Source organism: Meridianimarinicoccus marinus (genome assembly GCF_040689105.1).
GTDB classification, from domain to species: Bacteria; Pseudomonadota; Alphaproteobacteria; order Rhodobacterales; family Rhodobacteraceae; genus Meridianimarinicoccus; species Meridianimarinicoccus marinus.
In genome coordinates this window covers 103,474-126,270 of the sequence record NZ_JBFBVU010000004.1, presented here as the reverse complement: position 1 = coordinate 126,270, position 22,797 = coordinate 103,474, and the positions used below count along the sequence as shown (strand labels likewise).

Below are 22,797 nucleotides of genomic sequence, written 5' to 3'. Positions count from 1 at the left end.
CCCATGGCCGTGGTCGAGGATCTTCCCGAAAGCCCCGGCGGCGTCGCCTGCCCCGCCTGTGCCGTCACCCCGGCGGCCGAGGTGCTGGCACGCCGCGAGCGGGCTGCCCGCGAGGCGCGGATCATGCTGTCGGTGCCGGAGATGTCCAGCGCCGCCTGCATTTCCCGCGTGGAACGCGCCCTGAAGGCCGTGCCGGGGGTCCGCACGGCCCGGGTCAACCTGACCATGAAGCGCGCCAGCGTCACCGCCGCGCCCGACATGCTGCCCGAAACCCTGGCCGAGGCATTAAAGGTGGCGGGCTTCGAGGCGCATGAACTGGATCCCGGCGCGCTGGCCGCCACCGAAACCGACCGGACAGGGCGCGAGTTGCTGATGCGGCTGGGCGTGGCCGGGTTCGCGTCGATGAACGTCATGCTGCTGTCGATCTCGGTCTGGTCCGGGGCCGAGGATGCCACCCGCGACCTGTTCCACTGGATCTCTGCCGCCATCGCCCTGCCGGCCATTGCCTTTGCCGGGCAGCCGTTCTTCCGCAACGCCTGGGCGGCGCTGAAAACCCGGCGGCTGAACATGGATGTGCCCATCGTGCTGGCGATCCTGCTGGCGGTGGGCACGTCGCTGTACGAGACCTCGCAAAGCGGCGCGCATGCCTATTTCGACGCTGCGCTGACGCTGACCTTTTTCCTGCTGGCCGGGCGATATCTGGATCATCGCACCCGCGCCGTGGCCCGTTCCGCTGCCGAGGAACTGGCGGCGCTGGAGGTGCCCCGCGCCCTGCGCATCGGGCCGGACGGAGCAGAGCACACGGTGCCGCTGGCCGATCTGGCGGCGGGCGATCTGGTGCTGGTGCGGCCCGGCGGACGCATGCCCGTCGATGGTGTGGTCGAACGCGGCGAAAGCGAGTTGGACCGGTCGCTGCTGACCGGCGAGACGCTGCCTGTTTACGCGGGTCCGGGCACCGAGGTCAGCGCGGGCGAGGTCAATCTGACCGGCCCGCTGACCCTGCGCGCCACGGCCGTCGGCGCCGACAGCTCGCTGCATGCGCTGACCGATCTGGTGGCGGTGGCCGAAAGCGGGCGGTCGAACTATTCGTCGTTGGCGGATCGGGCGGCGGCGCTTTATGCGCCCGGCGTCCACATCCTTGCGGGGCTGTCCTTTGCCGGGTGGTACATCGGCACCGGCGATCTGCGCACGGCGATCAACATCGCGGCGGCGGTGCTGATCATCACCTGTCCCTGTGCGCTGGGGCTTGCGGTGCCTGCGGTGACCACGGCGGCCTCGGGGCGGCTGTTCCGCAAGGGGTTGCTGATCAAGGATGCCACCGCGCTGGAACGTCTGGCCGAGGTTGACACGGTGGTCTTCGACAAGACCGGCACGCTGACCGCAGGGACCCCGCGTCTGGACGCACCCCAAAGCCACCCGGAGGAGGTTCTGGCGGTGGCACGGGCACTGGCCGAGGCGTCTTCGCATCCGCTCAGCCGCGCGCTGGTGGCCGCTACCGAGGCCGCAGGCGTGGCGGCCGCCCCGGTCGCGGACATTCGCGAAACGCCGGGCTTCGGCATGGAGGCGCGTCTGGGCGAGGATCGCATCCGTCTGGGCCGGGGCGACTGGGTCGGCGGCACGCAGGACGGTGCCAAGGCGGCCACCTGGCTGAAGATCGGAGACGCCGCTCCCCATCCTTTCACATTCTGTGATGCCCTGCGCTCTGGCGCGGCGGCGGCAGTGGCCGGGTTTCAGGCGCAGGGGCTGGCGGTCCGGCTGGTGTCGGGCGATGGCCCTGCGGCGGTGGAAGAGCTGGCGCGCGAGGTCGGCATCCAAGACTGGGTGGCCGGGGCGACGCCGGTCGAAAAGGCCGGGATCGTGGGCGATCTGGCAGGGCAGGGCCACAAGGTGCTGATGGTGGGCGACGGGCTGAACGACACCGCCGCGCTGAGCGCCGCGCATGTCTCGATCTCTCCCGCCTCGGCGCTGGATGCGGCGCGTGTGGCCTCGGACATCGTGCTGCTGGGCACCGATCTGTCCGAGCTTGCCCCGGCGCGGGCCACGGCGCTGCAGGCCATCCGGCGCATTCGTGAAAACTTCCGGATTGCCACGGTGTACAATGTCATCGCGGTGCCGCTGGCGGTGGCCGGGTTGGCGACGCCCCTGATCGCGGCACTGGCCATGTCGGCCTCGTCGATCACCGTGTCCCTGAATGCCCTGCGGGTGGGCGTGCGCAAACCGCGCCCGGCCCGTCCTGCAAAGGAGGTCTGACATGGATGTCTTGCGTTACCTGATCCCGGCTTCGCTGCTGCTGGGCGGCGTCGGTCTGGCCGCGTTCTTCTGGACGCTGCGCAGCAACCAGTATGACGACCCCGACGGCGACAGCCGCCGCATTCTGACCGACGACTACGACGACAAGCCCAAGGGGTGAACTTCAGGCCACCACGCAAAACGCCGCCCCGGAGGGCGGCGTGCTTTGTTGTGGGCAGGCGTGGCGCGGATCAGGGGCTGAGCGGCTCGCAGCGCTGGTCGCGGGCGCTGAGCCGCTGGCAGGCCAGGGCGGCGCTGCGCTCGTCCAGTCCGACGAAATTGGCCTCAAACCCGGTATTCTTGCGCACCACCTTCCGCAGGGCGCTGTCCAGAGTCTCTATCTCGGTCAGGGCGGTGCGCAGCAACACGCGCTCGGCCTCATAGCGGCTGGCGTAGGTGCCGACGTTGATGCCCCAGTGACGATCGCCCGAGGTCGACAGGCGGGCCACGGTGACCGGTTTGGTGGCGGGACGGGCGGGATCAACAGCCTCGGCAGGCGCGGTGCTGGTCGAGAAGGTGATCTTGACCGGACGCGGCTGCGGGGCCGGGCTGGCCACCGCCGCCAGGGCGCTGACCTTGGTTTCCGTCACGTCCGGCGCGACCGCAACTTCGGCCGCGGATTTGGGAACAACCGCATCTGCCGGAACCGAAGCCAGCACGGCCGCGGCCACCGCATCCTCGATCAGAGGCTTGGGCACGGCGGCGTCGGGTGGTGAGGCGGTCGAGGCCGCCAGGACCGCGGCTTCGCCCTCGGCCGGGCGGGTCACGCTGCCATCGGCGGCAGCAAGTTGCGTGTCCATTGCCATTTCCACCGGCGCGGCCGGAAGCGGACGCTGCGACGGACGGATGCTGGTCGCCACGGCCAGCATGGTTTCGGCCACCGCCTGTGACGGCGAAGCGCTGGCGAATTTCCCAAGGTTCGGGCGACGCGGCTTGTTCACCGCCACCCGGTTGGGGGCGCGCGAAAAGCCCATGTCGAGAAGCTCTGCCACGCGCTTGTTCCGGGCCGCTGACGAGCTGCCGCCGAACATTGTCGCGATGATCCGTTCGTTGCCGCGCTGTGCCGAGGCCACGAGGTTGAAGCCCGCCGCGCGGGTATAGCCGGTCTTGATACCGTCGGCGCCGCGATAGGCCGCCAACAGCTTGCGGTTGGTGTTGTAGACGGTCTTGCCCGCCGCCTGCGCCGACTGGCGCGAGAACAGGTTGTAGTAATCCGGGAAGTGATAGAACAGCGCCCGGCCCAGCGTGGTCATGTCCCGCGCGGTGGACAGATGACCCGATTGGGTCAGCCCGTGGGCGTTCTTGAAGGTGGTGTCTTTCATTCCCAGCGCCCGGGCGGTCCGCGTCATGCGATCCGCGAAGGCGGCTTCGCTGCCCGAGATCGCCTCGGCCATGGCGGTGGCTGCATCATTGGCCGATTTCACCGCCGAGGCGCGAATGAGATAGCGCAATTGAATCCGCTGTCCGGCCTTCAGGTAAAGTTTCGAGGGCGGCTCGGCCGCCGCGTTCTTGGACACGCGCACCTGCGTATCGAGGGAAATCTCGCCCCGCCGGACCGCATCGAAGACGACGTACAAGGTCATCATCTTGGTCAGCGACGCGGGATGAAGTCGCGTGTCGGCGTTACGGGAATGAAGCACCTTGCCGGATCGGGCATCAATCACCATCGCCGCATAGGGTGCGGCCGAAAGCTGTCCCGAAGTCGAGAGGATGCATAGAAGGGTCACGCCCGCGAGGGCGAGAGTCTTCAGACGCTGCATGACGTCACCTGCCTTTTTGTTTCTCTGCCCGCTGCCGATTTTTCGGCTAGCTTGGTTGCCTGCAGGTTAAGACTAGCACGGAAATTTTTGATGCGGCAGGGTTTTGTACCCCAAAAGCGGCAGGGGTGCCGCAAGGGCAGATGTGGCGGCGTCCGTGCCTTCAGGCGCTAGATTTTCCCTGGAACTGTTGCAGAAGGGCTGCAAACTCCCCCAGATCGGCCAATTCGTGGAAGCGCGGATGGCCTTCGGGCGCATCCGCATGTTCCAGCGCCCAGGTCATGCCGTGGGGCACGAACACGCCCCAGCCGCCGGCATCGATGGCCGGACGCACGTCGGATTTCATCGAATTGCCGACCATCATCGCCGATTCGGGGCCGCTGCCGTGACGTGTGAAGATGTCGACATAGGTCTGGGGCTTCTTGTCCGAGACAATCTCGACCCCGTCGAACATGTCGCCCAGCCCCGATTGCGCCAGCTTGCGCTCCTGATCCAGCAGATCGCCCTTGGTGATCAGGATCACCCGATACGAGATCGCGGCCAGTTCCACCGCCTCGCGGGCATGGGGCAGAAGTTCGATCGGATGGGCCAGCATCTCCTGTCCGGCGTCGATGATCTCGCGGATGATCGAGGCGGGGACCTTGCCGTCGGTCACATCGATGGCGGTTTCGATCATCGACAGCATGAAGGCCTTGATGCCGAAACCATAGTGGCCAAGGTTGCGCCGCTCGGCCTCCAGCAGGCGCTCGGCCAGATGGTCGGGGCCGGCGTGGTCGCGCAGAAGATCGGCGAATCGCTCTTCGGTCAGGCGGAAGAACTGTTCGTTCTGCCAAAGCGTATCGTCGGCATCAAAGCCGATCGCCGTCAGTTTTTGCATCTTCAGCCCCTTGTCTCGCCGCCGTTTCGGTGTCACCTAGACCGACCGCCCCGCGGCGCCCCCTTTTCAGGGACCCAACCGCGATTATATGGTGACCGCACGCGCTCGATGAGAAACCGCTGGAGTCTCGAATTGCAAGATTATCCGTTGATCCTTTCAGCCGATGACGACGACGGGACCGACGGGGACACCGGGATCATCACCCAGACCCGGAACCGGACGAAACGGCCGCCGCTTTACAAGGTGCTGATCCTGAACGACGACTACACCCCGATGGAGTTCGTCGTCCATGTGCTTGAGCGATTTTTCGGCATGACCCACAGTCAGGCCTTCGAACTGATGCTGACGGTGCACAAGAAGGGCCTGGCCGTGGTCGGCGTGTTTTCTTTCGAGATCGCCGAGACCAAGGTCGGGCAGGTGATGGATTTCGCGCGCCGCCACCAGCATCCGCTGCAATGCACCATGGAACGGGAATGACCGGCGCGCCGGGTCCCCATGTCTGACAGCCGCCTCTCGCTGGCCCTGACGCAGGGTCTGCTGCCCGAATGGGCCGACACCGCACGCGTGGTCTGGTTCGGCATGCCTGCGCCCGAGGCGGCGCAGGATCTGGCGTTTGGGACCGTGACCGCAATTCAGCCGCTGCAACCGGTGGCGGGCCATCTGGCCGAGGCCGGGATTACCACGCATCCGGTGCTGCCCATGGGGCAGGCAGCGGATCTGGCTATCGTCACCCTGCCGCGCGCCCGCGCCCGCGCCCAGATGTGGATCGCCGAGGCCGCGGCCAGCCTGCCCACAGGCGGATGGCTGCTGGTGGATGGCGCCAAGACCGACGGGGTGGATTCGCTGTTCAAGGCCTGCCGGAGCCGTCTGGACAGTTCCGACAGTTTTACCAAGGCGCATGGCCGTCTGTTCTGGGGCCGGGTTGGCGCCGACCGTTTCGACGACTGGCGCGCCCCGGATCTGCGCGCGGGTGATTTCGTGACCGGACCGGGGGTGTTTTCGGCCGATGGCATCGATCCGGCGTCGGAACTGCTGGCGCAGGCGCTGCCGGTGCTGAAGGGCCGCGTAGGCGATCTTGGGGCGGGATGGGGCTATCTGGCCCGCCAGATCCTGCAACACGACGCGGTCACCCATCTGGATCTGGTCGAGGCCGACCATATCGCACTCAGCGCGGCCCGTCAGAACATCACCGACCCGCGTGCCTCGTTCCATTGGGCTGATGCCACCGCTTGGCAGCCCGAGGCACCGCTGGATGCCGTGGTGATGAACCCGCCGTTCCACACTGGACGCAGCGGCGATCCGGGACTGGGCCGGGCGTTCATCGCGGCGGCCGCCCGTGCCCTTGCGCCCCATGGCAAGCTGTGGCTGGTTGCGAACCGGCATTTGCCCTATGAAGCGGAACTGGATCTGCGGTTTTCCGCGGTCCATGTGTTGGAAGGAACCCGTTCCTTCAAGCTGCTGCGCGCCGAGAAACCGCGGCGGACAGGCAAGAAAGGCCGATCATGAGTTTTTCCGTCGAAGGCAAGACTGCCATCGTCACCGGTGCCGCCCATGGCATCGGCTTTGCTATTGCGCGCCACCTGTCCCGCGCCGGGGCCAATGTGATGTTCGCGGACATAGACGAAACCCGCCTGAAGGAAGAATTGTCCGACGAGGCGGACAATGAGAAGATCGCCTATTTCGCCGGAGATCTGCGCGAGCGGCTGACGCTGAACAACCTGATGTCGGCGACGCTGGACAGTTTCGACCGGCTCGACATCCTTGTGAATGCCTCTCGGCAGGTGCACGCCACCGATGCCGACATTCTGGATCTGGATGACGTGGTCGAGCAGCAATTGCAGCAGAACCTGATGACCAGCCTGCGCCTGACCCAGATCGCGGCCAAGCGGATGATCGCGCAGGCCGAGGCCAACGAGGGCATCGACGACGACCGGCCCGTGGGGTCGATCATCAACCTGTCATCCATTGCGGCGCGGCGGACCCATCCGCAGCTTCTGGCGTTCTCGGTGTCGACGGCGGCGCTGGATCAATTGACGCGCTCACACGCGGTGGCACTGGCACCGCACCGGATCCGGGTTAATTCGGTGGCGTTCGGCTCGGTGATGTCGTCCAGCCTGAAGCACACGCTGCGCGACAATGTCGATTACCGCAGCGAGATCGTCGATCACACGCCGCTGTCGCGCATCGCCAACCCGTCGGAAGTGGCCGAGACCGTGCAATTCCTAGCCAGCGAAGGCTCGGGCTTCATGACCGGGCAGATCCTGACCGTGGACGGCGGCCGCACCCTGGTTGATCCGGTGACGGCGCCCGCGCACTGACCTCAGTCGACGACGGTTACACCGCAGGCTTCCAGCACCGGTCGGGCCTGTGATTTCAGTTGCGCAAGCTTCTGTTGCAGATCCTGCAGTTTCCGTTGCTCGGACGCCGGGTCGATGGCTACCGCCTTGCGGCGATACTGCGGCTGGTTGTAGCCGCAGAAATTGAAGCCATCCCAGCCCCCGGTGCAACCGCCCCAGTAGAAGTTGAACGGCGACGGTTCCAGCACGTAAGTATAGCCGCGCGTCAGGTTCAACTCGGTTTCCTGAATCAGGCGTTCCACCGTGGCAACCTCGCCGGTGTATTGGCGCACGCAGCGCTGCTCGGGCGTGCCACAGGCCGCCAGAAACAAAAGAACCGGGATCATCACAAATCGCATGGGCGCCTCATCCGCCCATCGATAGCAGGCCCGTGCGACACATGGCAATTCACGGCTTCGAGGGAATGGTGAACCGCGCCGGGACTTGCTAGGGCATTGGTCCAGAGAAGGAGACCGCCATGACCGACAGTTTCGATGCCCGGAAAGCCCGCGCCAGCGCCTGGTTCCGCGAGTTGCGCGACCAGATCGTCACCGCCTTCGAGGGGCTGGAGGACAGCCCGCTGCAAGGGCCGACCGCCGATCTTCCCGCCGGTCGGTTCGAGGTCACGACCACCACCCGCGCCGGTGACGATGGCGCCGATGCTGGCGGCGGGCTGATGTCGGTGATGCGCGGTGGGCGGGTGTTCGAGAAGGTCGGCGTCAATGTCTCTACCGTCCATGGCACATTGGGCGAGCAGGCGCAGGCGTCGATGGCAGCGCGCGGAGTGCCGGGGATCGAGGCCGATCCGCGGTTCTGGGCGTCGGGGATCAGTCTTGTAGCCCACATGCAGAACCCGCATACCCCGGCGGTGCACATGAACACCCGCATGTTCTGGACCCCGAACGCATGGTGGTTCGGCGGCGGTGCCGATCTGAACCCCTGCATCGAGTACGGGGAAGACACGGCGGCGTTCCACAAGGTGCTGGAAGGCGCCTGTGCCGCGCATGATCCGGACTATTATCCGCGCTTCAAGGCCTGGGCGGACGAGTATTTCTTCGTCCCGCATCGGGGCCGGGCGCGCGGCGTGGGCGGCATCTTCTTCGACGATCTGAACACCGGCGACTGGGACGCGGATTTCGCCTTCACCCGCGACGTGGGCCGCGCTTTCCTGCCGGCCTTCCTGCCGGTGACCCGCGCCCGCCTGAACACCGGCTGGTGCGAGGCCGACAAGGATGCGCAGCTGATCCATCGCGGGCTATATGCGGAATACAACCTGGTCTACGACCGGGGCACCAAGTTCGGGCTGGCCACCGGCCATGATGCCAACGCCGTGCTGATGAGCCTGCCGCCGCTGGCCAAATGGGTCTGACAGAAATGGAAAGACCCCCGGGAGGGAGCGGGGGTCTTTCGATCCCGCGCCGGGGGAGGAGGGAGAGGTCAGGAGACCGGCGCGAGGCGTCGTTTCCGGCCGGGAACTGGCCTTGGCGATACACCAGATAGATGGGCATCCCGCAGCCATTCTGCCCGTGCCCCTTGGCATAGGTCGATCGGCAACCGGACAGGGGCGCTATCCTTTGGGATAGGCGTGACAGGCCGCGTCAGGGCAGGGCGATGTCCACCAGAAGCCCGCGATGGTCCGACCCCAGTGCCGCGCCCCAGGGCGTCACCGCCACCACCTGCGGGCCGTTCTTGACCAGCACGTGATCGATCGGCACCCCGGCCCATCCCGCCGCCGCCGGCCAGGTCGCCATCGGCCAGCGGATGCCTTCCAGCCCGCTGCGCTTTCGGATGAACCGCATCCGCTCGCTCCACGGCGCGGCGTTGAAATCGCCCACCACCACGGTCGGCCCGGTATAGCGGCGCAGGCGGGCGGTCACCAACTGGGTCTCCAACTCGGTAATCCCGAAATACCACGGCTTGACCATGTGCAGTGCCACGACCTTGACGGGCCCGTCCTGACCGGGCGGCAGCACGTCCACGACCAGCATCCGTTCGCGCCACACCGGACCGGGATTGCGCACCGCCCGCACAAGGAAGGGATGGCGCGACAGGATCACCACCTCGCAGACCTCCAGACAGCCCAGACGATAGGGGAAGACATCCGACAGGTCGGCGATCATGTCCTCCAGTTGCGTGGCCTCGGCCAGAACGGCCACATCGGGCAGGGTGGCGCGCAATTCGTCCGCAATGGCCTCGGGCGGGACCGGGTTGTCGAACAGGGCGTTGAACCAGACCACCGAGAAATCCGGCTCAAGTTCGGCGTGCAGCGGCGTCGAGGTCTGGATGTGTTGCGTCGCCAGCAGGCCGCCGCCGCCAAGGATCAGCGCAAGACTGAGCAGGCTCAGGACACGCGCCCGCAAGAGCCACAGCAGCAGTGCCGGAACAAGGCACACCGCCAGGATCTGCGGCGCCATATGTTCAAGGATCCGGGCAAAGCTGCCCAAGGGGTCGCCGTTCGGCATGAACTGGAACAGCACCGCCAGAACCGGCAGCGGGAGGGCGAAAGGCAGGCAGAGACCGATGAAGGTGCCGCGCAGAACTTGAGACATGATTACCAATCCAACCGGGACGCGCGCAGCCTAGTGAATCGCCCGCCGCTTGGACAGCCCCGCGATGCCGCAACGCGGCGGGGGGGGGAACCCGCCGCGTCCCGCCGGGGGGGTTACAGCATCATCTGGTAGCTGACCGGCACATAGCGAAAGCCGTCGCCACGGGTTTCCACATAGCCCATGCCGGGGAAGGGCATGTGATAGCCGATGAACGGGATCTTGTCGGTGGCCAGCATCGACAACACCTTGCGCCGGGTGGCGGCAGCCGCGGCCTTGTCCATGTCGAACCGCACTTCCCAGTCGGGATAGCCCAGCGACCAAACATAGTGGTTTGCGGTATCTGCAAAGATCGCCAACTGCTTGCCGCCGCTTTCGATAATGTAAATCATATGTCCCGGCGTATGGCCGAAGGCCGACATGGCGGTAACGCCCGAGGCCACACTGCCACCATCGTCGAGGAACGAAATCTGGTCATTCAGCGGCGCGACCTTGCTGTTGAAGGTGTCGTTGTCCGCTCCGGACCAGTAATTGTGCTCGACCGCGCCGGTGATGATCTTCGCGTTGGCGTAGGTGGGCGCACCGTCGGTGGACAGGCCGCCGATGTGATCGCCGTGCATGTGGGTCAGAACCACAGTGTCCACTTGATCTGCCGAAATCCCGGCCTGGGCCAGCAGCCCGGTTGTGCCTTCGGGGTTCAGGCCGGTGTCGAACAGGATCAACTCGCCGCCAGTGTTCACGACGGTCGGGGTGAAGGGAATGACCAGCTTGTCGGTGGGCAGAAAGTTCTGGTCCGAGACTTCCTGAAAGGCTTCGGCATCGACATTCATGCCGAAGATGCTTTGCGGGTCTTCGCGCACCGCGGCCCCGGCGGCGATGGTGGTGACTTCGAAATCCCCCAGCGTGACACGGTTGAACGACGGGGTTGCCGCGCCTTGCTTGTCTGGGGCGGCAAGGGCCGGCCGCGCCATTCCGGCGGCGAGAGGGACGGCGGCAACCGTGGAAAGAGCCTGGCGGCGGGTGAAGCGGGTCATCTTGGTCTCCCTGTTGAACGAACACTCACGAAGAAGTAGCTGCCCCGGAATTGCTTTCGAGCGTGATCACTCTCTCGTGAGACGTGTTACTCCCACCAGCGATCCACACGGGCGATGTCCGCATCCGACCAGCCCAGATGATGGGCCAGTTCATGCACCACCACATGCGCCACCAGATGATCCAGCGCCACGTTGCCGCGCGCCACCCACTCGTCCAGGATCGGGCGCCGGAACAGCCAGATCATGTCCGGGCCATAGGGCTGATCGCTGACCGATTTCTCGGTCAGGGGCACGCCGTCATAAAGGCCCGTCAGCTCGAACGGGTCTTGAAGGCCCACACCGTCCAGCATGGCGTCGTCGGCGAAATCCTCGACCCGCAGCAGCACGTCGCGGGCCGCCGCGCGATAGGCGGCGGGCAGGGCCTCCAGCGCCGCCCGGCCCATGGTTTCGATCTGCTCAAGGCTGGGCGCGACGGCCCCGGTCCATTCCTGCGTCATGGCCAAGGTATGACCGCTGGCGGGCCGGGGGGAAAGCCCTCGGCCCAATTGCGGACGCATGATATGATTGTCCCCATGGGAACCAACATGACACAGCCCAGCGATGCGGATGTGACCGAATATCTGGCGCGGGTGGAACCTGCCGGCCGGCGCGAGGATGCCGTCCTGCTGGACCGGATCTTTCGCGAGGAAACCGGGTTCAAGCCGGTGCTCTGGGGCACCTCGATCATCGGCTACGGGCGCTACGACTACACCTATGCCACCGGCCACAGCGGTCAGACGCTGGCCACGGGGTTTGCCCCGCGCAAGGCCAACATGGTGGTCTATATCATGCCGGGCTATGGCGAGTTCGCCGATATCCTGGACGATCTGGGCCGTCACAAGCTGGGCAAGTCCTGCCTGTACCTGGGCCGGTTGAGCGGTGTGAACGAGGACGCCCTGCGCCGCCTGATCCGCGCCGGGCTGAAGGATCTGGCGACGCGCTGGCCAATCCAGCCGACCTGAGGCGCCGCCTCTCGACAAAATCCCTGCGGTGTGGAACACGAAACGCCGACAGGAGATTCACATGACCACCACCCGTTTCGCGCCCTCGCCCACGGGCTATATCCACGTTGGCAACCTGCGCACCGCGCTGTTCAACTACATGATCGCCCGCAAATCCGGCGGCACCTTCATCCTGCGCATCGACGACACCGATCCCGAGCGGTCGAAGGAAGCCTATGTCGATGCCATCAAGGAAGACCTGGAATGGCTGGGCCTGACCTGGGACCGGGTTGAGCGCCAGTCGCAGCGTCTGGACCGCTATGCCGAGGCCGCTGACAAACTGCGCGAAATGGGGCGGTTCTATGAATGCTTCGAGACGCCCACCGAACTGGATCTCAAACGCAAGAAGCAGCTGAACATGGGCAAGCCGCCGGTCTATGACCGTTCGGCGCTGAACCTGTCGGAAGCCGAGAAACAGGCGCTGCGGGCCGAGCGTGGCGGCCATTGGCGGTTCCTGCTGAACCAGACCCGGATCGAATGGGAGGACCAGATCCTCGGCGACTTGTCGATCGACGCGGCCTCGGTCTCGGACCCGGTGCTGATCCGGGGCGACGGGCAGGTGCTCTATACGCTGGCGTCGGTGGTGGATGACACCGAGATGGGCGTGACCCATGTGGTGCGCGGTTCGGACCATGTGACCAACACCGCCACCCAGATCCAGATCATCGAGGCGCTTGGCGGCACCGTGCCCAGCTTTGCCCACCATTCGCTGCTGACCGGCCCGCAGGGCGAGGCGCTGTCGAAACGTCTGGGCACGCTGGCCCTACGCGATCTGCGCGAGCAGGGGGTGGAGCCGATGGCGCTGCTGTCGCTGATGGCACGGCTGGGCTCGTCGGACCCGGTGGAGCTTCGGACCTCGCTGGACGAGTTGATCGAGGGATTCGACATCACCCATTTCGGCGCCGCCCCCACCAAGTTCGACGTCGAAGACCTGTTCCCGCTGACCGCCCGCTATCTGGGCGCGCTGCCCTATGAGGCCGCCGCCGCAGATGTGGCCGCCGCGGGCGTGCCCGACGATCTGGCACCGCAATTCTGGGAGGTGATCCGCGACAACATCACCACCCGCGCCGACCTGGCCGGCTGGTGGCAGATCCTGTCCGAAGGTGCGACCCCGGATGTGGCCGAGGAAGACGCGGACTTCGTGGCGCAGGCGATGGCCCTGCTGCCGCCGCTGCCCTTCGACGCCACCACCTGGAAAAGCTGGACCGACGCGGTGAAGGCCGAGACCGGGCGCAAGGGCAAGGGGCTGTTCATGCCGCTGCGCAAGGCGCTGACCGGGCGGGCGCGGGGACCGGAAATGGCGGATTTCCTGCCGCTGATGCGGGCGCTGCCGAAGCAATAGATCCGGTGGGGGCCGGGGCGGAAGAAGCGTCCCGGTTGCGTAACACACCACCGGAAGGGAAAACCGCACTCTGTGGGGACACGGGGCGCGCTGGCGGTGTGGAGAGCGGATGTGAACCAGAGAGCCAAATTTCTGTCCGGCAACCTGTTCCGGCACATCTCGGTGATGTCGTTGACCGCCTCTGTCGGGCTGATGGCGGTGTTCATCGTCGATTTTGTCGACATGATCTTCATCTCGATGCTGGGGCGCGATGAACTGGCCGCCGCCATCGGTTATGCCGGGGCGCTGCTGTTCTTCACATCCTCTTTCGGCATCGGCATGGCCATCGCCGCCGGGGCGCTGGTGGCCCGCGCCCTTGGTGCCGGCGCGGTCGAGGCCGCCCGGCAAAAGGCCGCCACGACGCTGGTCTACGGTGTGCTGTTCGGGGCGCTGTTCGCCGCCGTGGTCTGGGTCAACCTGCCGGCACTGGTGCGGCTGGTGGGGGCCAGCGGCGCCACGCAGGATCTGGCGGTGGGTTACCTGCGCATCATCATCCCCAGCTTGCCCCTGCTGCTGATCGGCATGGTCGGCGGTGCGATCCTGCGCGCCCATGGCGATGCCCGTCGGTCGATGCAGGCCACGGTGATCGGCGGGGCGGTCAACGCCGCCCTGGATCCGCTGCTGATCTTCGGGCTGGGGCTGGATCTGACCGGGGCCGCGCTGGCCAGCGTTGCCGCCCGCGCCGCGATGGCCTTCTTTGCCCTGCGCCCGATCTTTCGGCACCACGGCGGGCTGGCCTGGCCCGGTGCCGCCGACTTGCGCCGGGATTTCCGCGCCATCCTCGCCATCGCGCTGCCGGCAATTCTGACGCAACTGGCCACCCCCGTGGGGCAGGCCTATGTCACGCGCTCCATGGCGCAGTTCGGAGAGGACGCGGTGGCGGGCATGGCTGTCATCAGCCGCCTGATCCCGGTGGCCTTCGGGGTGATCTTTGCTCTGTCCGGCGCGGTCGGCCCGGTGATCGGGCAGAACTTCGGGGCGGGCAACCCGGCGCGGGTGCGGCGGGCCTATCTCGACGGGCTGCTGTTCACCGCGCTGTTCGTGCTGGGGATGACCGCCCTGCTGTTCGTCCTGCGTGTGCCCATCGCCGATCTGTTCCGGGCCGAGGGGGACAGCCGCATCCTGATCTATCTGTTCTGCGGCCCGCTGGCATTGGTGTTCTTCTTCAACGGGGCGCTGTTCGTGTCGAATGCCGCCTTCAACAACACCGGGCGGCCGTTCCTGTCCACGGCGATGAACTGGGGCCGCCACACGCTGGGCACCATCCCCTTCGTGATCGTGGGGGCGGCCATCGCAGGCGCACCGGGGGTGCTGATCGGGCAGGCGGCGGGGGGTGTGGTCTTTGCCGGGCTGTCGATCTGGTTGACCCTGCGGCTGATCTCGCACCGTCCGGGCAAACCACCCAAAGATGACACCGGTTTTCGCCAGCAACGCCGCCTGATCCAGCTGTTCTACGGGCGGCGCTAAGGGCGGACCCCGTCGCTAGTCCGTCCGCCGGACCCGCACCGGCAACCGGTCCAGATAGCCGTTGACCAGCGCGGTTTCCGAAGGCGTCAACTGCTGGTGACGCGGATAGCGCGGTGCTGCGCGATCATCCAGCACCACGCGATCCCAGCCGTCGGTGCTGTCGAAGAACCCGGCCACGCCATCGGGGCCATAGGTCTGCAGGAAGCCCTGCACCACCACATCGAGATAGCTCAGCAGGATATGCCCGCCGGTCTCGGACAGATGCCGGTCGCGGGGGATGGCGTAGACCTGCACATGCGGCTGTGCGGGATGATCGTGGTCCAATTGATCGGTCACCGGCTGGCGCAGATACCCGGTTTCGCGATGATCCAGCGCGTGCCAGTCCTGCCCCGGCACCTGTGCGATCAGCCCGTCGATGGTGCCGCCGGTCACCGGATGGGCCGACAGGAACACCTGGTCCGAAGCCTCGGTGTGGCACCACATCCGCCGCCAGCCCTTCAGCCGCGCCGGGCGGCCTTCGGGATAGCTGTGCGTGCGCTGGTTCACCAGCGATCCGTAACCGAAGAAATACTGCTGGTGCATGGGCGGCGCGGGCCTCCTGTGGCGATTAATCCTGCCTTCACCCGCCGGATGCTATCTCTTTCATCGGGTGAATGTGAGGTGTGTGATGTCAGATGAGTCTCTGGCCCCGATTGTAATCAAGCGCAAGAAGGTGGTGGTAGAGGGCGGCCACCACGGCGGTGCATGGAAAGTGGCCTATGCGGATTTCGTGACCGCGATGATGGCCTTTTTCCTGCTGATGTGGCTGCTCAATGCCACCACGGAAAAACAGCGCAAGGGATTGGCGGACTACTTTTCGCCGACGATTCCGATCAACCGCGTCTCGGGCGGCGGCGACGGATCCTTCTACGGCGACAGCGTGTTCTCGACCGAGGAACTGGCCCAGAACGGCAATGGCGCGGCCAACCTGCAGCCGACCGATCAGCATCAGGCAAAGGGGGAAACCGGGCTGGGCAGCCGCGAGACCCGCGTGCAGGACCAGACCAATGTGGTCCCGCCCGAGTCCGAGGACCTGCTGGAAACGCTCAAGCTGCGCGGCGGCGAAAGCATGGCGCGCCTGCTGGAACAACGCCATGTGGTGACGCGGCTGTCCGACGCCGGGCTGGTGTTTGAAATCTGGGAACTGCCCGAGTCGCGGCTGTTTGGCGATGACGATGCGCCGACGCCGCAACTCAAGGCCTTGCTGCGGCAGGTCACGGCGCTGATCCAGCTTGTCACCAACGATGTCTCGGTCGCCGCGCATCTGGCCGCGCGCCCCGTGGTGCTGGCCGACAACCCGGTCTGGGACCGGTCGACCGACCGGGCGCTGGCGGCGCGCAAGCTGATCGAAAAGGCCGGGCTGGATCCGGCGCGGATCCAGCGCGTCACCGGCTATGGCGACAGCCAGCCGGTGCTGGACAACCGCATGGATCTGCGCAACAGCCGGGTCGAGATCACCGTGCTGCGCTCGACCTTCTGAGTTTCGCGCGGGGGGCGGCTTGACTCCCCATTCAAGCCGCCCTAAACGGCGCTCTCCGCTTGCTGCGGAACAATTGGTGTTGGTGGCCCCCGCAAGGGGATGCCTGTCGGCCGCAAGGCATAGGACAACGCCCTTCACGCCCGCAAGGGCCCAAAGAAGGAGATCAGCCGTGACCAAACGCACGTCTGCCAAGTACAAGATCGACCGCCGCATGGGCGAAAACATCTGGGGCCGTCCCAAGTCGCCGGTGAACCGCCGCGAATACGGGCCGGGCCAGCACGGTCAGCGCCGCAAGGGCAAGATGTCGGACTTCGGTCTGCAGCTGCGCGCCAAGCAGAAGCTCAAGGGCTACTACGGCGACATGACCGAAAAGCAATTCCGCCGCATCTACGCCGAAGCCGAGCGTGTGAAGGGCGACACCGGTGAAAACCTGATCGGCCTGCTGGAGCGCCGTCTGGACGCCGTCGTCTACCGCGCCAAGTTCGTGCCGACCGTTTTCGCCGCCCGCCAGTTCGTGAACCACGGCCATGTCACCGTGAACGGCAAGCGCGTCAACATCCCGTCCTATCGCGTCAAGGAAGGCGATGTGGTCGAGGTGCGCCAGAAGTCCAAGCAACTCGCCGTCGTGCTGGAAGCTGTTCAACTGGCCGAGCGTGACGTGCCCGACTATATCGAAGCGGATCATTCGAAGATGACCGCCACCTTCGTGCGCACCCCCGGTCTGGGCGACGTGCCGTACCCGGTCCACATGGAACCGAACCTGGTGATCGAATACTACGCTCAGAACTAAGTTCCGACCGTATCCATTCGAAAGGCCGCGCCGGGAAACCGGGGCGGCCTTTTTCGTTTTTCGGGGCCTCGTACCCCTGTCATTTTGGCGGCTGGCCTTGGCCCGCAGCCGTGGTTAGAACAGCGCAAACGGAGAGCGCCATGACCCAGCAGATCGTCCCCCAGCCCGGCATTCTGGAAATCGCCCCCTACAAGGGCGGTGCCGACAAGGTGGAAGGGGTGGCCGATGTGGTGAAACTCTCGTCCAACGAGAATCCCTTCGGTCCGTCCCCGGCCGCGGTGAAAGCCGCGCAGGAGGCCTGTGTGACCGCGCACCGCTATCCGCCGGGGGATCACATCGAATTGCGCCGGGCGATTGCCGACAAGTTCGGGCTAGAGGCGGATCGCATCATCTGCGGTGCGGGCAGCGACGAGATCATCTCGTTCCTGTGCCAGACCTATGCCGGGCCGGGTGACGAGGTTCTGTATTCCGAACACGGCTTTGCCATGTACAAGATCTCGGCACTGGCCGCGGGCGCCACGCCGGTCGCCGCGCCCGAGCGCAACCGCACCTCGGACGTGGACGCGCTGCTGGCGGCGGTGACCGATCGCACCCGCATCCTGTTCGTGGCCGACCCCAACAACCCCACCGGCACCATGGTCGGCGGGCAGGGGTTGCGGCGTCTGGCCGAAAGTCTGCCGGGCCATGTGCTGCTGGTGATCGACGGGGCCTATGCCGAATTCGTCGATGGGTTCGACGGCGGCGCCGGGCTGGTGGACCAGTTCGACAACGTGGTCATGACCCGCACCTTTTCCAAGCTTTACGGGCTTGGCGGGCTGCGCGTAGGCTGGGGCTATGGGCCAGCGCATGTTATCGATGCGCTGAACCGGGTGCGCGGGCCGTTCAACGTCTCGCAGGTGCAGATCAAGGCGGCGGTCGCGGCGCTGGACGATGACGACCACACCGCGTTCAGCCTGTCGGAAAATACCCGCCTGCGGGCGTGGCTGGCGGCGGAACTGGACAAGCTGGGGGTGCCGTCGGACTCGTCGTTCGGCAATTTCATCCTTGCCCGCTTCGCCGATGCCGAGGAGGCGCAGGCCTGCAACGCCGCGCTGCAAGCCGCCGGGCTGATCGTGCGCGGGGTGGCGGGCTATGGCCTGCCCGAATGCCTGCGTATCACCATCGGGGACGAGGCCGCCTGCCAACGCGTGGTGGCAGCGGTTGCGGCCTTCAAGGACGGGTCGGCATGAGCGTCATCTACAACCGCGTCGCCCTGATCGGGCTGGGGCTGATCGCCTCGTCGATGGTGCATGCCATGCGGCGGCGCGGTCTGGCCAGAGAGATCGTGGGCACCGCCCGCTCGCCCGAAACCCGGCAGATCGCCCGTCTGGACGGGTTGTGCGACCGCGTCACCGACACCGCCGCCGAAGCCGTGAAAGACGCCGACCTGGTGGTGCTCTGCGTGCCGGTGGGGGCCATGGGCGCGGTGGCGGCCGAGATTGCGCCGCACCTGAAACCCGGCGCCACGGTGTCGGATGTCGGCTCGGTCAAGCGCGCGGTCATCGACGCGGTGGCCCCGCTTATCCCCGAGGGCGTGCATTTCATCCCCGCGCACCCGCTGGCCGGGACCGAGCATTCGGGGCCACGATCAGGCTTTGCCGAGCTTTACGACAACCGCTGGTGTCTGTTGGTGCCGGTCGAGGGCACCGATCCCGCCGCCACCGCCCGACTGCGGGCGTTGTGGGAAGGCATGGGCGCGAACGTCGAGGAAATGGACGCCGATCACCATGATCTGGTGCTGGCCGTCACCAGCCATGTGCCGCATCTGATCGCCTATACGATGGTCGGTGTGGCCGATGATCTGCGCCGGGTGACCGACAGCGAGGTGGTGAAATACTCGGCGGCCGGTTTCCGGGACTTCACCCGCATCGCGGCCTCGGACCCGACCATGTGGCGCGACGTGTTCCTGAACAACAAGGATGCCACGCTGGAAATCCTCGGCCGCTTCACCGAAGAGCTGTTCGCCCTGCAACGTGCCATCCGCACCGGCGAGGGGGAAGAGCTGTTCGACTATTTCACCCGCACGCGCGCCATCCGTCGCGGCATCATCGAGGCCGGGCAGGACACGGATGCGCCGGACTTTGGCCGCGGGGGCAGCAAGTGAGCCGCCGGGTCGCGGGATTGGCGGGGCTGCTGCTCCTGCTCGCGACCCAGGGGGGGCTGGCCAATGCGCCACGCAACAGCCCGGCGCCGGAGCCGCGCCCCAAGGCCCCGGTTGGCGATGTGCTGGTGCAGGCCATTGGTGTGGCCGCCCCGAAAGGCCTGTCCAAACTGTTCGGCAAGGGGCCGAAACTCTGCGGCGCAACGGGCATCGAAGGCAAACCCATCGCGCCGATCAAGGGCGCCCGCAAGGGCTGTGGCCTGAAGAACGGGGTCGAGGTCACGGCGGTCTACGGCGTGCCCCTGTCGCAACCGACCCGCATCGACTGCCCTACGGCGCGGGCGCTGGCGGCCTGGGTCGATCAGGCGGTCAAACCGCTGATCGGCGACACCGGCGGCGGCCTGGCCGAAGTGCAGATCTACGGCCATTACGCCTGCCGCACCCGCAACAACCAGAAGGGCGCGAAAGTGTCCGAACACGGCAAGGGCCGCGCGGTGGACATCGGCGGCTTCACCCTGGCCGATGGCACATATGTTTCGGTGCAGTCGGGATGGCCCAGCAAGGCTCACGGCCCGGCGCTGAAAGCCGCGCTGAAGGCCGCCTGCGGACCATTCGGCACCGTGTTGGGGCCGCGCGCCAACCGCCATCACCGTGACCATTTCCATCTGGACACCGCGCGCTACCGCAGCGGACCCTACTGCAAGTAGCCTAGCGCAGGCGCAGCACCGGCGCCGGACCCACGGGCAGGAACCCGCCCAGCACGACCTGCCCGTCGCGGAAAGTCAGCGGCAGATCCAGCGTCTTCTTGTTGCCTGAAAGCCCGGCCAGGGTCTGCAATCCGCGCTCCATCAGCGGGCGGATCTGCGGCGCCAAAAGGCCGGAATGCTCTGCCAGATCCAGCATCTCGCGCCAGTTGGTGGCCTTCACCGTGATCTCGCCGGTGGGCAGGCCGCGCGCGTCCACGTCCAGCTCGCCGGCAAGCTTCAGATCCAGCTCGCCCCAGGTGGCACTGGCCAGTTTCAGGTCGATTTTCGTGGGCTGCGGGCGGCGATCCTCGATGGCGAAGCGATCCCAGGGGCGGTCGAAGACGACGCTGGCCTCCAGCCGCACGCCCTGCGCCGTATCGCTGCCCAGCCCCGTGCGGGCCAGCATCTCGGTCAGACGCGTTGGCAGGGTCAGGTCGCGGGCCTCAAACGACAGATCATAGGAGTTCTCGGCCAGCGGCGTGCGCCGCAGCGCCAGTTGCCCGCCATCCAGCGCCGCGCGCCAATCGGCGGTCGAGGCCAGCCCGATGCGCGAAAACTCAACCGTGCTGCGGTCCAGCGCCAGCGACGGCCCCGGTTCAAACACAACAGATCCACGCAGGGTCTCGCTGGTGATGTCGATCTTCTGGTTCGGCGTCGCCAGCCGCTGACGGTCGGGCCAGACGGCGATGACGTGGTGCGGCTTGTAGCTGAGCGCGAGGATCTGGAAGAACGGCGCCGACCAGGCCACGCCGGTTTCGGGGTCGGCGATGTCCAGCGCCGTCAGGGTGGTGTCGAAACGGCTGGGAAAGCCGACGGTGTCGATGCCATCCACATGCACCGACCAGCCTTCGGCCTCGCGCGCGGCAAACCAGCCTTGCAACCCGCGCTCCACGGATCGGCTGCCCAGCACCCAGTATCCCGCCCAGGCGGCGGCTGCCAAAATAACCACGATCAGAAGAATTCGCATTGGCAGCCCTTTTCCGCACAGTTGCTTGTGTGTTTACAACGACGCGAACCGGAAGGGCCAGACCATGATCAACACCGCCGCCATCCTGCTTGCCGAACCCCCGACGCCGTTCTGGGTCTTCGGCTATGGCTCGCTGGTGTGGAACCCCGGCTTTCCGGTGGCCGAGCGGGTGCTGGCGGATCTGGACGGCTATCACCGGTCGTTTTGCATGCGCTCGATCCACCATCGCGGCACCGAGGCGGCGCCGGGGCTGGTGCTGGCGCTGGACAAGGGCACCGCGGCCACCTGCGCCGGGGTGGCTTTCCGCGTGGATCCCGATCATGCCGCGCAAACCCTGGACGAGCTGCGCGCGCGGGAATTGATCTCGTCGGCCTACCTGGAAAAGCACCTTGAGATCCGCCTGCGCGACGGCCGCGTGGAGAAGGCCGTGACCTATGTGATCGACCCCGACCACGTGCAGTATTGCGGCGCACTGCCGCTGGAAGAACAGGCACAGGTCATCGCCCGGGCTGTCGGCGGGCGCGGTCCCAACCACGAGTATCTGACCAACACCGCGAGCCATCTGCGCGAATTGGGCCTGCGCGACCCGGAACTGGACTGGCTGGAGGCGCGCGTGGCGGAATTGCGCGCAACCACGGGCACTTAAAACCGGTTGGCAGTCAGACGGCGGCTTCCTATGCTGCACAACACCAAGGAAAGAGGCGGGAATATGGCGATCACAACGCGGGAGGTCAGGGCGCAGTTTTCCCAGCCGGTGCGCCAGATTCTGTCGATGCTGATCGTGATGGCGGCCTTTGGCGTCGGCGTCTACGTGGCCTATCCACGGGTCTCGCCGGTGTTTGCCGCCAACCCGTGGCTGAATGGTACCATCGGTGTGGTCTTCGTGGTCGGCGTTGCCGCCTGTTTCTGGCAGGTGGCGCAATTGTTCTCGGCGGCGCATTGGATCCAGGATTTTGCCCGCGACCGTCCCGGTTTCGACATCCAGCGCCCGCCGCGCATGCTGGCGCCGCTGGCGGCTTTGCTGCGGACGCGCGGGGCGCGGATGCAGATCGGGGCGTCCTCGGCGCGTTCGATCCTCGATTCCGTCGCCACCCGGCTGGACGAGGCGCGCGACATCACGCGCTATATCGTCAACCTTCTGATTTTCCTGGGCCTTCTGGGCACCTTCTATGGTCTGGCCACGACGATCCCGGCGGTGGTGGACACCATCCGCTCGCTGGCGCCTTCGGAAACGGAAAGCTCGACCGAGGTTTTCGGGCGCCTGATCGGTGGTCTGGAACAGCAGTTGGGCGGTATGGGCACCGCCTTTGCCTCGTCGCTGCTGGGGCTGGCGGGCTCGCTGGTGGTGGGGCTTCTGGAGCTGTTCGCCGGCCACGGGCAGAACCGGTTTTACCGCGAGCTTGAGGAATGGCTGTCGACCATCACCCGCGTCGGATTCTCGGCCGGTGACAGCGACGGCGAGATGAGCGCCGAAAACTCGATGCTGGCCACGCTGATGGACCAGATGACCGAGCAGTTCGACGCGCTCAACACCACCTTCATCGAAAGCGACCAGAGCCGCGCGGCGGTGGATGCCCGGCTAGGCGAGATCGCGGCCTCGGTCGAGAAGCTGGCGACGCGTGTGTCCGAAGACGCCCATATGACCTCGGCGCTGAACCGTATTGCCCAGGGGCAGGAAAACCTGATCGAGGCGATCAACACGGTCACCGCCAAGCCCGCCGGCGAGAAGGACGCGCTGGAGGCCGAGACCCGCTCGCGCCTGCGCTCCATCGACGTGCAGCTTCTGAAGATCCTGGAAGAACTCACCGCCGGACGGCAGGAAAGCACCACCGAGTTGCGCCGCGATCTGGCGCGGCTGACCCGCGTGATCGAGATTGCTGCCGATCCCAATGGGGCGGGGCGCTGATT

The 22,797-nt window shown here is 66.3% G+C and carries 24 protein-coding genes; 16 read left to right on the top strand and 8 right to left on the bottom strand.

The window, feature by feature from the left end; all coding sequences use genetic code 11:
• The first annotated feature begins 3 nt into the window (after positions 1–3).
• A complete protein-coding gene (locus AB0T83_RS05300; RefSeq protein ID WP_366192006.1) occupies positions 4–2,250 on the top strand; it encodes a heavy metal translocating P-type ATPase in 2,247 nt (748 codons plus the stop codon).
• Between the two features lies 1 nt (position 2,251).
• The gene (gene ccoS, locus AB0T83_RS05295) at positions 2,252–2,410 is read left to right on the top strand and encodes a cbb3-type cytochrome oxidase assembly protein CcoS (protein ID WP_193139528.1); all 159 of its coding nucleotides are present in this window, start codon (positions 2,252–2,254) and stop codon (positions 2,408–2,410) included.
• Positions 2,411–2,480: 70 nt separating this feature from the next.
• Here ccoS and AB0T83_RS05290 read toward each other — a convergent pair whose 3' ends face one another.
• Positions 2,481–4,049 (bottom strand): serine hydrolase, encoded by a 1,569-nt coding sequence (locus tag AB0T83_RS05290; protein WP_366192005.1) that lies wholly within the window; start codon positions 4,047–4,049, stop codon positions 2,481–2,483.
• Between the two features lie 160 nt (positions 4,050–4,209).
• On the bottom strand, positions 4,210–4,923 hold the full coding sequence (locus AB0T83_RS05285; protein ID WP_366192004.1) for an HAD family hydrolase: 714 nt from the start codon (positions 4,921–4,923) through the stop codon (positions 4,210–4,212).
• Positions 4,924–5,031: 108 nt separating this feature from the next.
• On the opposite strand from AB0T83_RS05285, the gene clpS reads away from it, so the two are divergent.
• From clpS to AB0T83_RS05270, 3 genes are read left to right on the top strand one after another with little or no spacing between them, the layout of a single operon-like run.
• Positions 5,032–5,400: an ATP-dependent Clp protease adapter ClpS gene (clpS, locus tag AB0T83_RS05280; RefSeq protein WP_193139521.1), complete on the top strand. Its 369-nt coding sequence runs from the start codon at positions 5,032–5,034 to the stop codon at positions 5,398–5,400.
• An 18-nt stretch (positions 5,401–5,418) separates the two neighbouring features.
• Complete coding sequence (locus AB0T83_RS05275; protein WP_366192003.1) at positions 5,419–6,429, top strand: class I SAM-dependent methyltransferase; 1,011 nt, start codon at positions 5,419–5,421, stop codon at positions 6,427–6,429.
• Entirely contained in the window at positions 6,426–7,241 is an 816-nt protein-coding gene (locus tag AB0T83_RS05270) for an SDR family NAD(P)-dependent oxidoreductase (RefSeq protein ID WP_366192002.1), read from the top strand. Before AB0T83_RS05275 ends, AB0T83_RS05270 begins: the two co-directional genes overlap by 4 nt.
• 2 nt (positions 7,242–7,243) lie before the next feature.
• Here the strand turns inward: AB0T83_RS05270 and AB0T83_RS05265 are convergent, their stop codons facing one another.
• Positions 7,244–7,618, bottom strand: a complete 375-nt coding sequence (locus AB0T83_RS05265; RefSeq protein ID WP_366192001.1) for a hypothetical protein — start codon at positions 7,616–7,618, stop codon at positions 7,244–7,246.
• A gap of 119 nt (positions 7,619–7,737) precedes the next feature.
• Between AB0T83_RS05265 and hemF the strand changes: the two genes are divergently transcribed.
• Positions 7,738–8,628: an oxygen-dependent coproporphyrinogen oxidase gene (gene hemF, locus AB0T83_RS05260; RefSeq protein WP_366192000.1), complete on the top strand. Its 891-nt coding sequence runs from the start codon at positions 7,738–7,740 to the stop codon at positions 8,626–8,628.
• 229 nt (positions 8,629–8,857) lie between these two features.
• Here hemF and AB0T83_RS05255 read toward each other — a convergent pair whose 3' ends face one another.
• The 3 genes from AB0T83_RS05255 to AB0T83_RS05245 all read right to left on the bottom strand — a co-directional run bounded on the left by AB0T83_RS05255 (position 8,858) and on the right by AB0T83_RS05245 (position 11,336).
• On the bottom strand, positions 8,858–9,808 hold the full coding sequence (locus AB0T83_RS05255; RefSeq protein WP_366191999.1) for an endonuclease/exonuclease/phosphatase family protein: 951 nt from the start codon (positions 9,806–9,808) through the stop codon (positions 8,858–8,860).
• A gap of 113 nt (positions 9,809–9,921) precedes the next feature.
• Positions 9,922–10,839 (bottom strand): MBL fold metallo-hydrolase, encoded by a 918-nt coding sequence (locus AB0T83_RS05250; RefSeq protein WP_366191998.1) that lies wholly within the window; start codon positions 10,837–10,839, stop codon positions 9,922–9,924.
• A gap of 86 nt (positions 10,840–10,925) precedes the next feature.
• On the bottom strand, positions 10,926–11,336 hold the full coding sequence (locus tag AB0T83_RS05245; protein WP_366191997.1) for a metallopeptidase family protein: 411 nt from the start codon (positions 11,334–11,336) through the stop codon (positions 10,926–10,928).
• An 87-nt stretch (positions 11,337–11,423) separates the two neighbouring features.
• On the opposite strand from AB0T83_RS05245, the gene AB0T83_RS05240 reads away from it, so the two are divergent.
• The 3 genes from AB0T83_RS05240 (at position 11,424) to AB0T83_RS05230 (ending at position 14,727) form a co-directional block, all read left to right on the top strand.
• On the top strand, positions 11,424–11,840 hold the full coding sequence (locus AB0T83_RS05240; protein ID WP_366191996.1) for a DUF1801 domain-containing protein: 417 nt from the start codon (positions 11,424–11,426) through the stop codon (positions 11,838–11,840).
• 61 nt (positions 11,841–11,901) lie between these two features.
• Positions 11,902–13,221, top strand: a complete 1,320-nt coding sequence (gltX, locus tag AB0T83_RS05235; protein ID WP_366191995.1) for a glutamate--tRNA ligase — start codon at positions 11,902–11,904, stop codon at positions 13,219–13,221.
• A gap of 165 nt (positions 13,222–13,386) precedes the next feature.
• A complete protein-coding gene (locus AB0T83_RS05230) occupies positions 13,387–14,727 on the top strand; it encodes an MATE family efflux transporter (RefSeq protein WP_366192072.1) in 1,341 nt (446 codons plus the stop codon).
• 15 nt (positions 14,728–14,742) lie between these two features.
• On the opposite strand, the gene AB0T83_RS05225 is transcribed toward AB0T83_RS05230, so the two are convergent.
• A complete protein-coding gene (locus AB0T83_RS05225) occupies positions 14,743–15,309 on the bottom strand; it encodes a gamma-glutamylcyclotransferase family protein (protein ID WP_366191994.1) in 567 nt (188 codons plus the stop codon).
• A gap of 82 nt (positions 15,310–15,391) precedes the next feature.
• On the opposite strand from AB0T83_RS05225, the gene AB0T83_RS05220 reads away from it, so the two are divergent.
• From AB0T83_RS05220 to AB0T83_RS05200, 5 genes are all read left to right on the top strand, one after another.
• Entirely contained in the window at positions 15,392–16,246 is an 855-nt protein-coding gene (locus AB0T83_RS05220) for a flagellar motor protein MotB (protein ID WP_435891141.1), read from the top strand.
• 169 nt (positions 16,247–16,415) lie between these two features.
• Positions 16,416–17,036, top strand: a complete 621-nt coding sequence (gene rpsD, locus AB0T83_RS05215) for a 30S ribosomal protein S4 (protein ID WP_366191992.1) — start codon at positions 16,416–16,418, stop codon at positions 17,034–17,036.
• Between the two features lie 140 nt (positions 17,037–17,176).
• Positions 17,177–18,265: a histidinol-phosphate transaminase gene (hisC, locus tag AB0T83_RS05210; protein ID WP_366191991.1), complete on the top strand. Its 1,089-nt coding sequence runs from the start codon at positions 17,177–17,179 to the stop codon at positions 18,263–18,265.
• Positions 18,262–19,179, top strand: a complete 918-nt coding sequence (locus AB0T83_RS05205; protein ID WP_366191990.1) for a prephenate/arogenate dehydrogenase family protein — start codon at positions 18,262–18,264, stop codon at positions 19,177–19,179. The genes hisC and AB0T83_RS05205 overlap by 4 nt, the downstream gene beginning before the upstream one ends.
• On the top strand, positions 19,176–19,883 hold the full coding sequence (locus AB0T83_RS05200; protein WP_366191989.1) for an extensin-like domain-containing protein: 708 nt from the start codon (positions 19,176–19,178) through the stop codon (positions 19,881–19,883). The genes AB0T83_RS05205 and AB0T83_RS05200 overlap by 4 nt, the downstream gene beginning before the upstream one ends.
• 1 nt (position 19,884) lies before the next feature.
• Here AB0T83_RS05200 and AB0T83_RS05195 read toward each other — a convergent pair whose 3' ends face one another.
• Complete coding sequence (locus tag AB0T83_RS05195) at positions 19,885–20,889, bottom strand: DUF2125 domain-containing protein (protein WP_366191988.1); 1,005 nt, start codon at positions 20,887–20,889, stop codon at positions 19,885–19,887.
• 64 nt (positions 20,890–20,953) lie between these two features.
• On the opposite strand from AB0T83_RS05195, the gene AB0T83_RS05190 reads away from it, so the two are divergent.
• Both AB0T83_RS05190 and AB0T83_RS05185 read left to right on the top strand, forming a co-directional pair.
• A complete protein-coding gene (locus tag AB0T83_RS05190; protein WP_366191987.1) occupies positions 20,954–21,535 on the top strand; it encodes a gamma-glutamylcyclotransferase in 582 nt (193 codons plus the stop codon).
• Positions 21,536–21,598: 63 nt separating this feature from the next.
• A complete protein-coding gene (locus AB0T83_RS05185) occupies positions 21,599–22,795 on the top strand; it encodes a biopolymer transporter ExbB (protein ID WP_366191986.1) in 1,197 nt (398 codons plus the stop codon).
• Positions 22,796–22,797 lie beyond the last annotated feature (2 nt).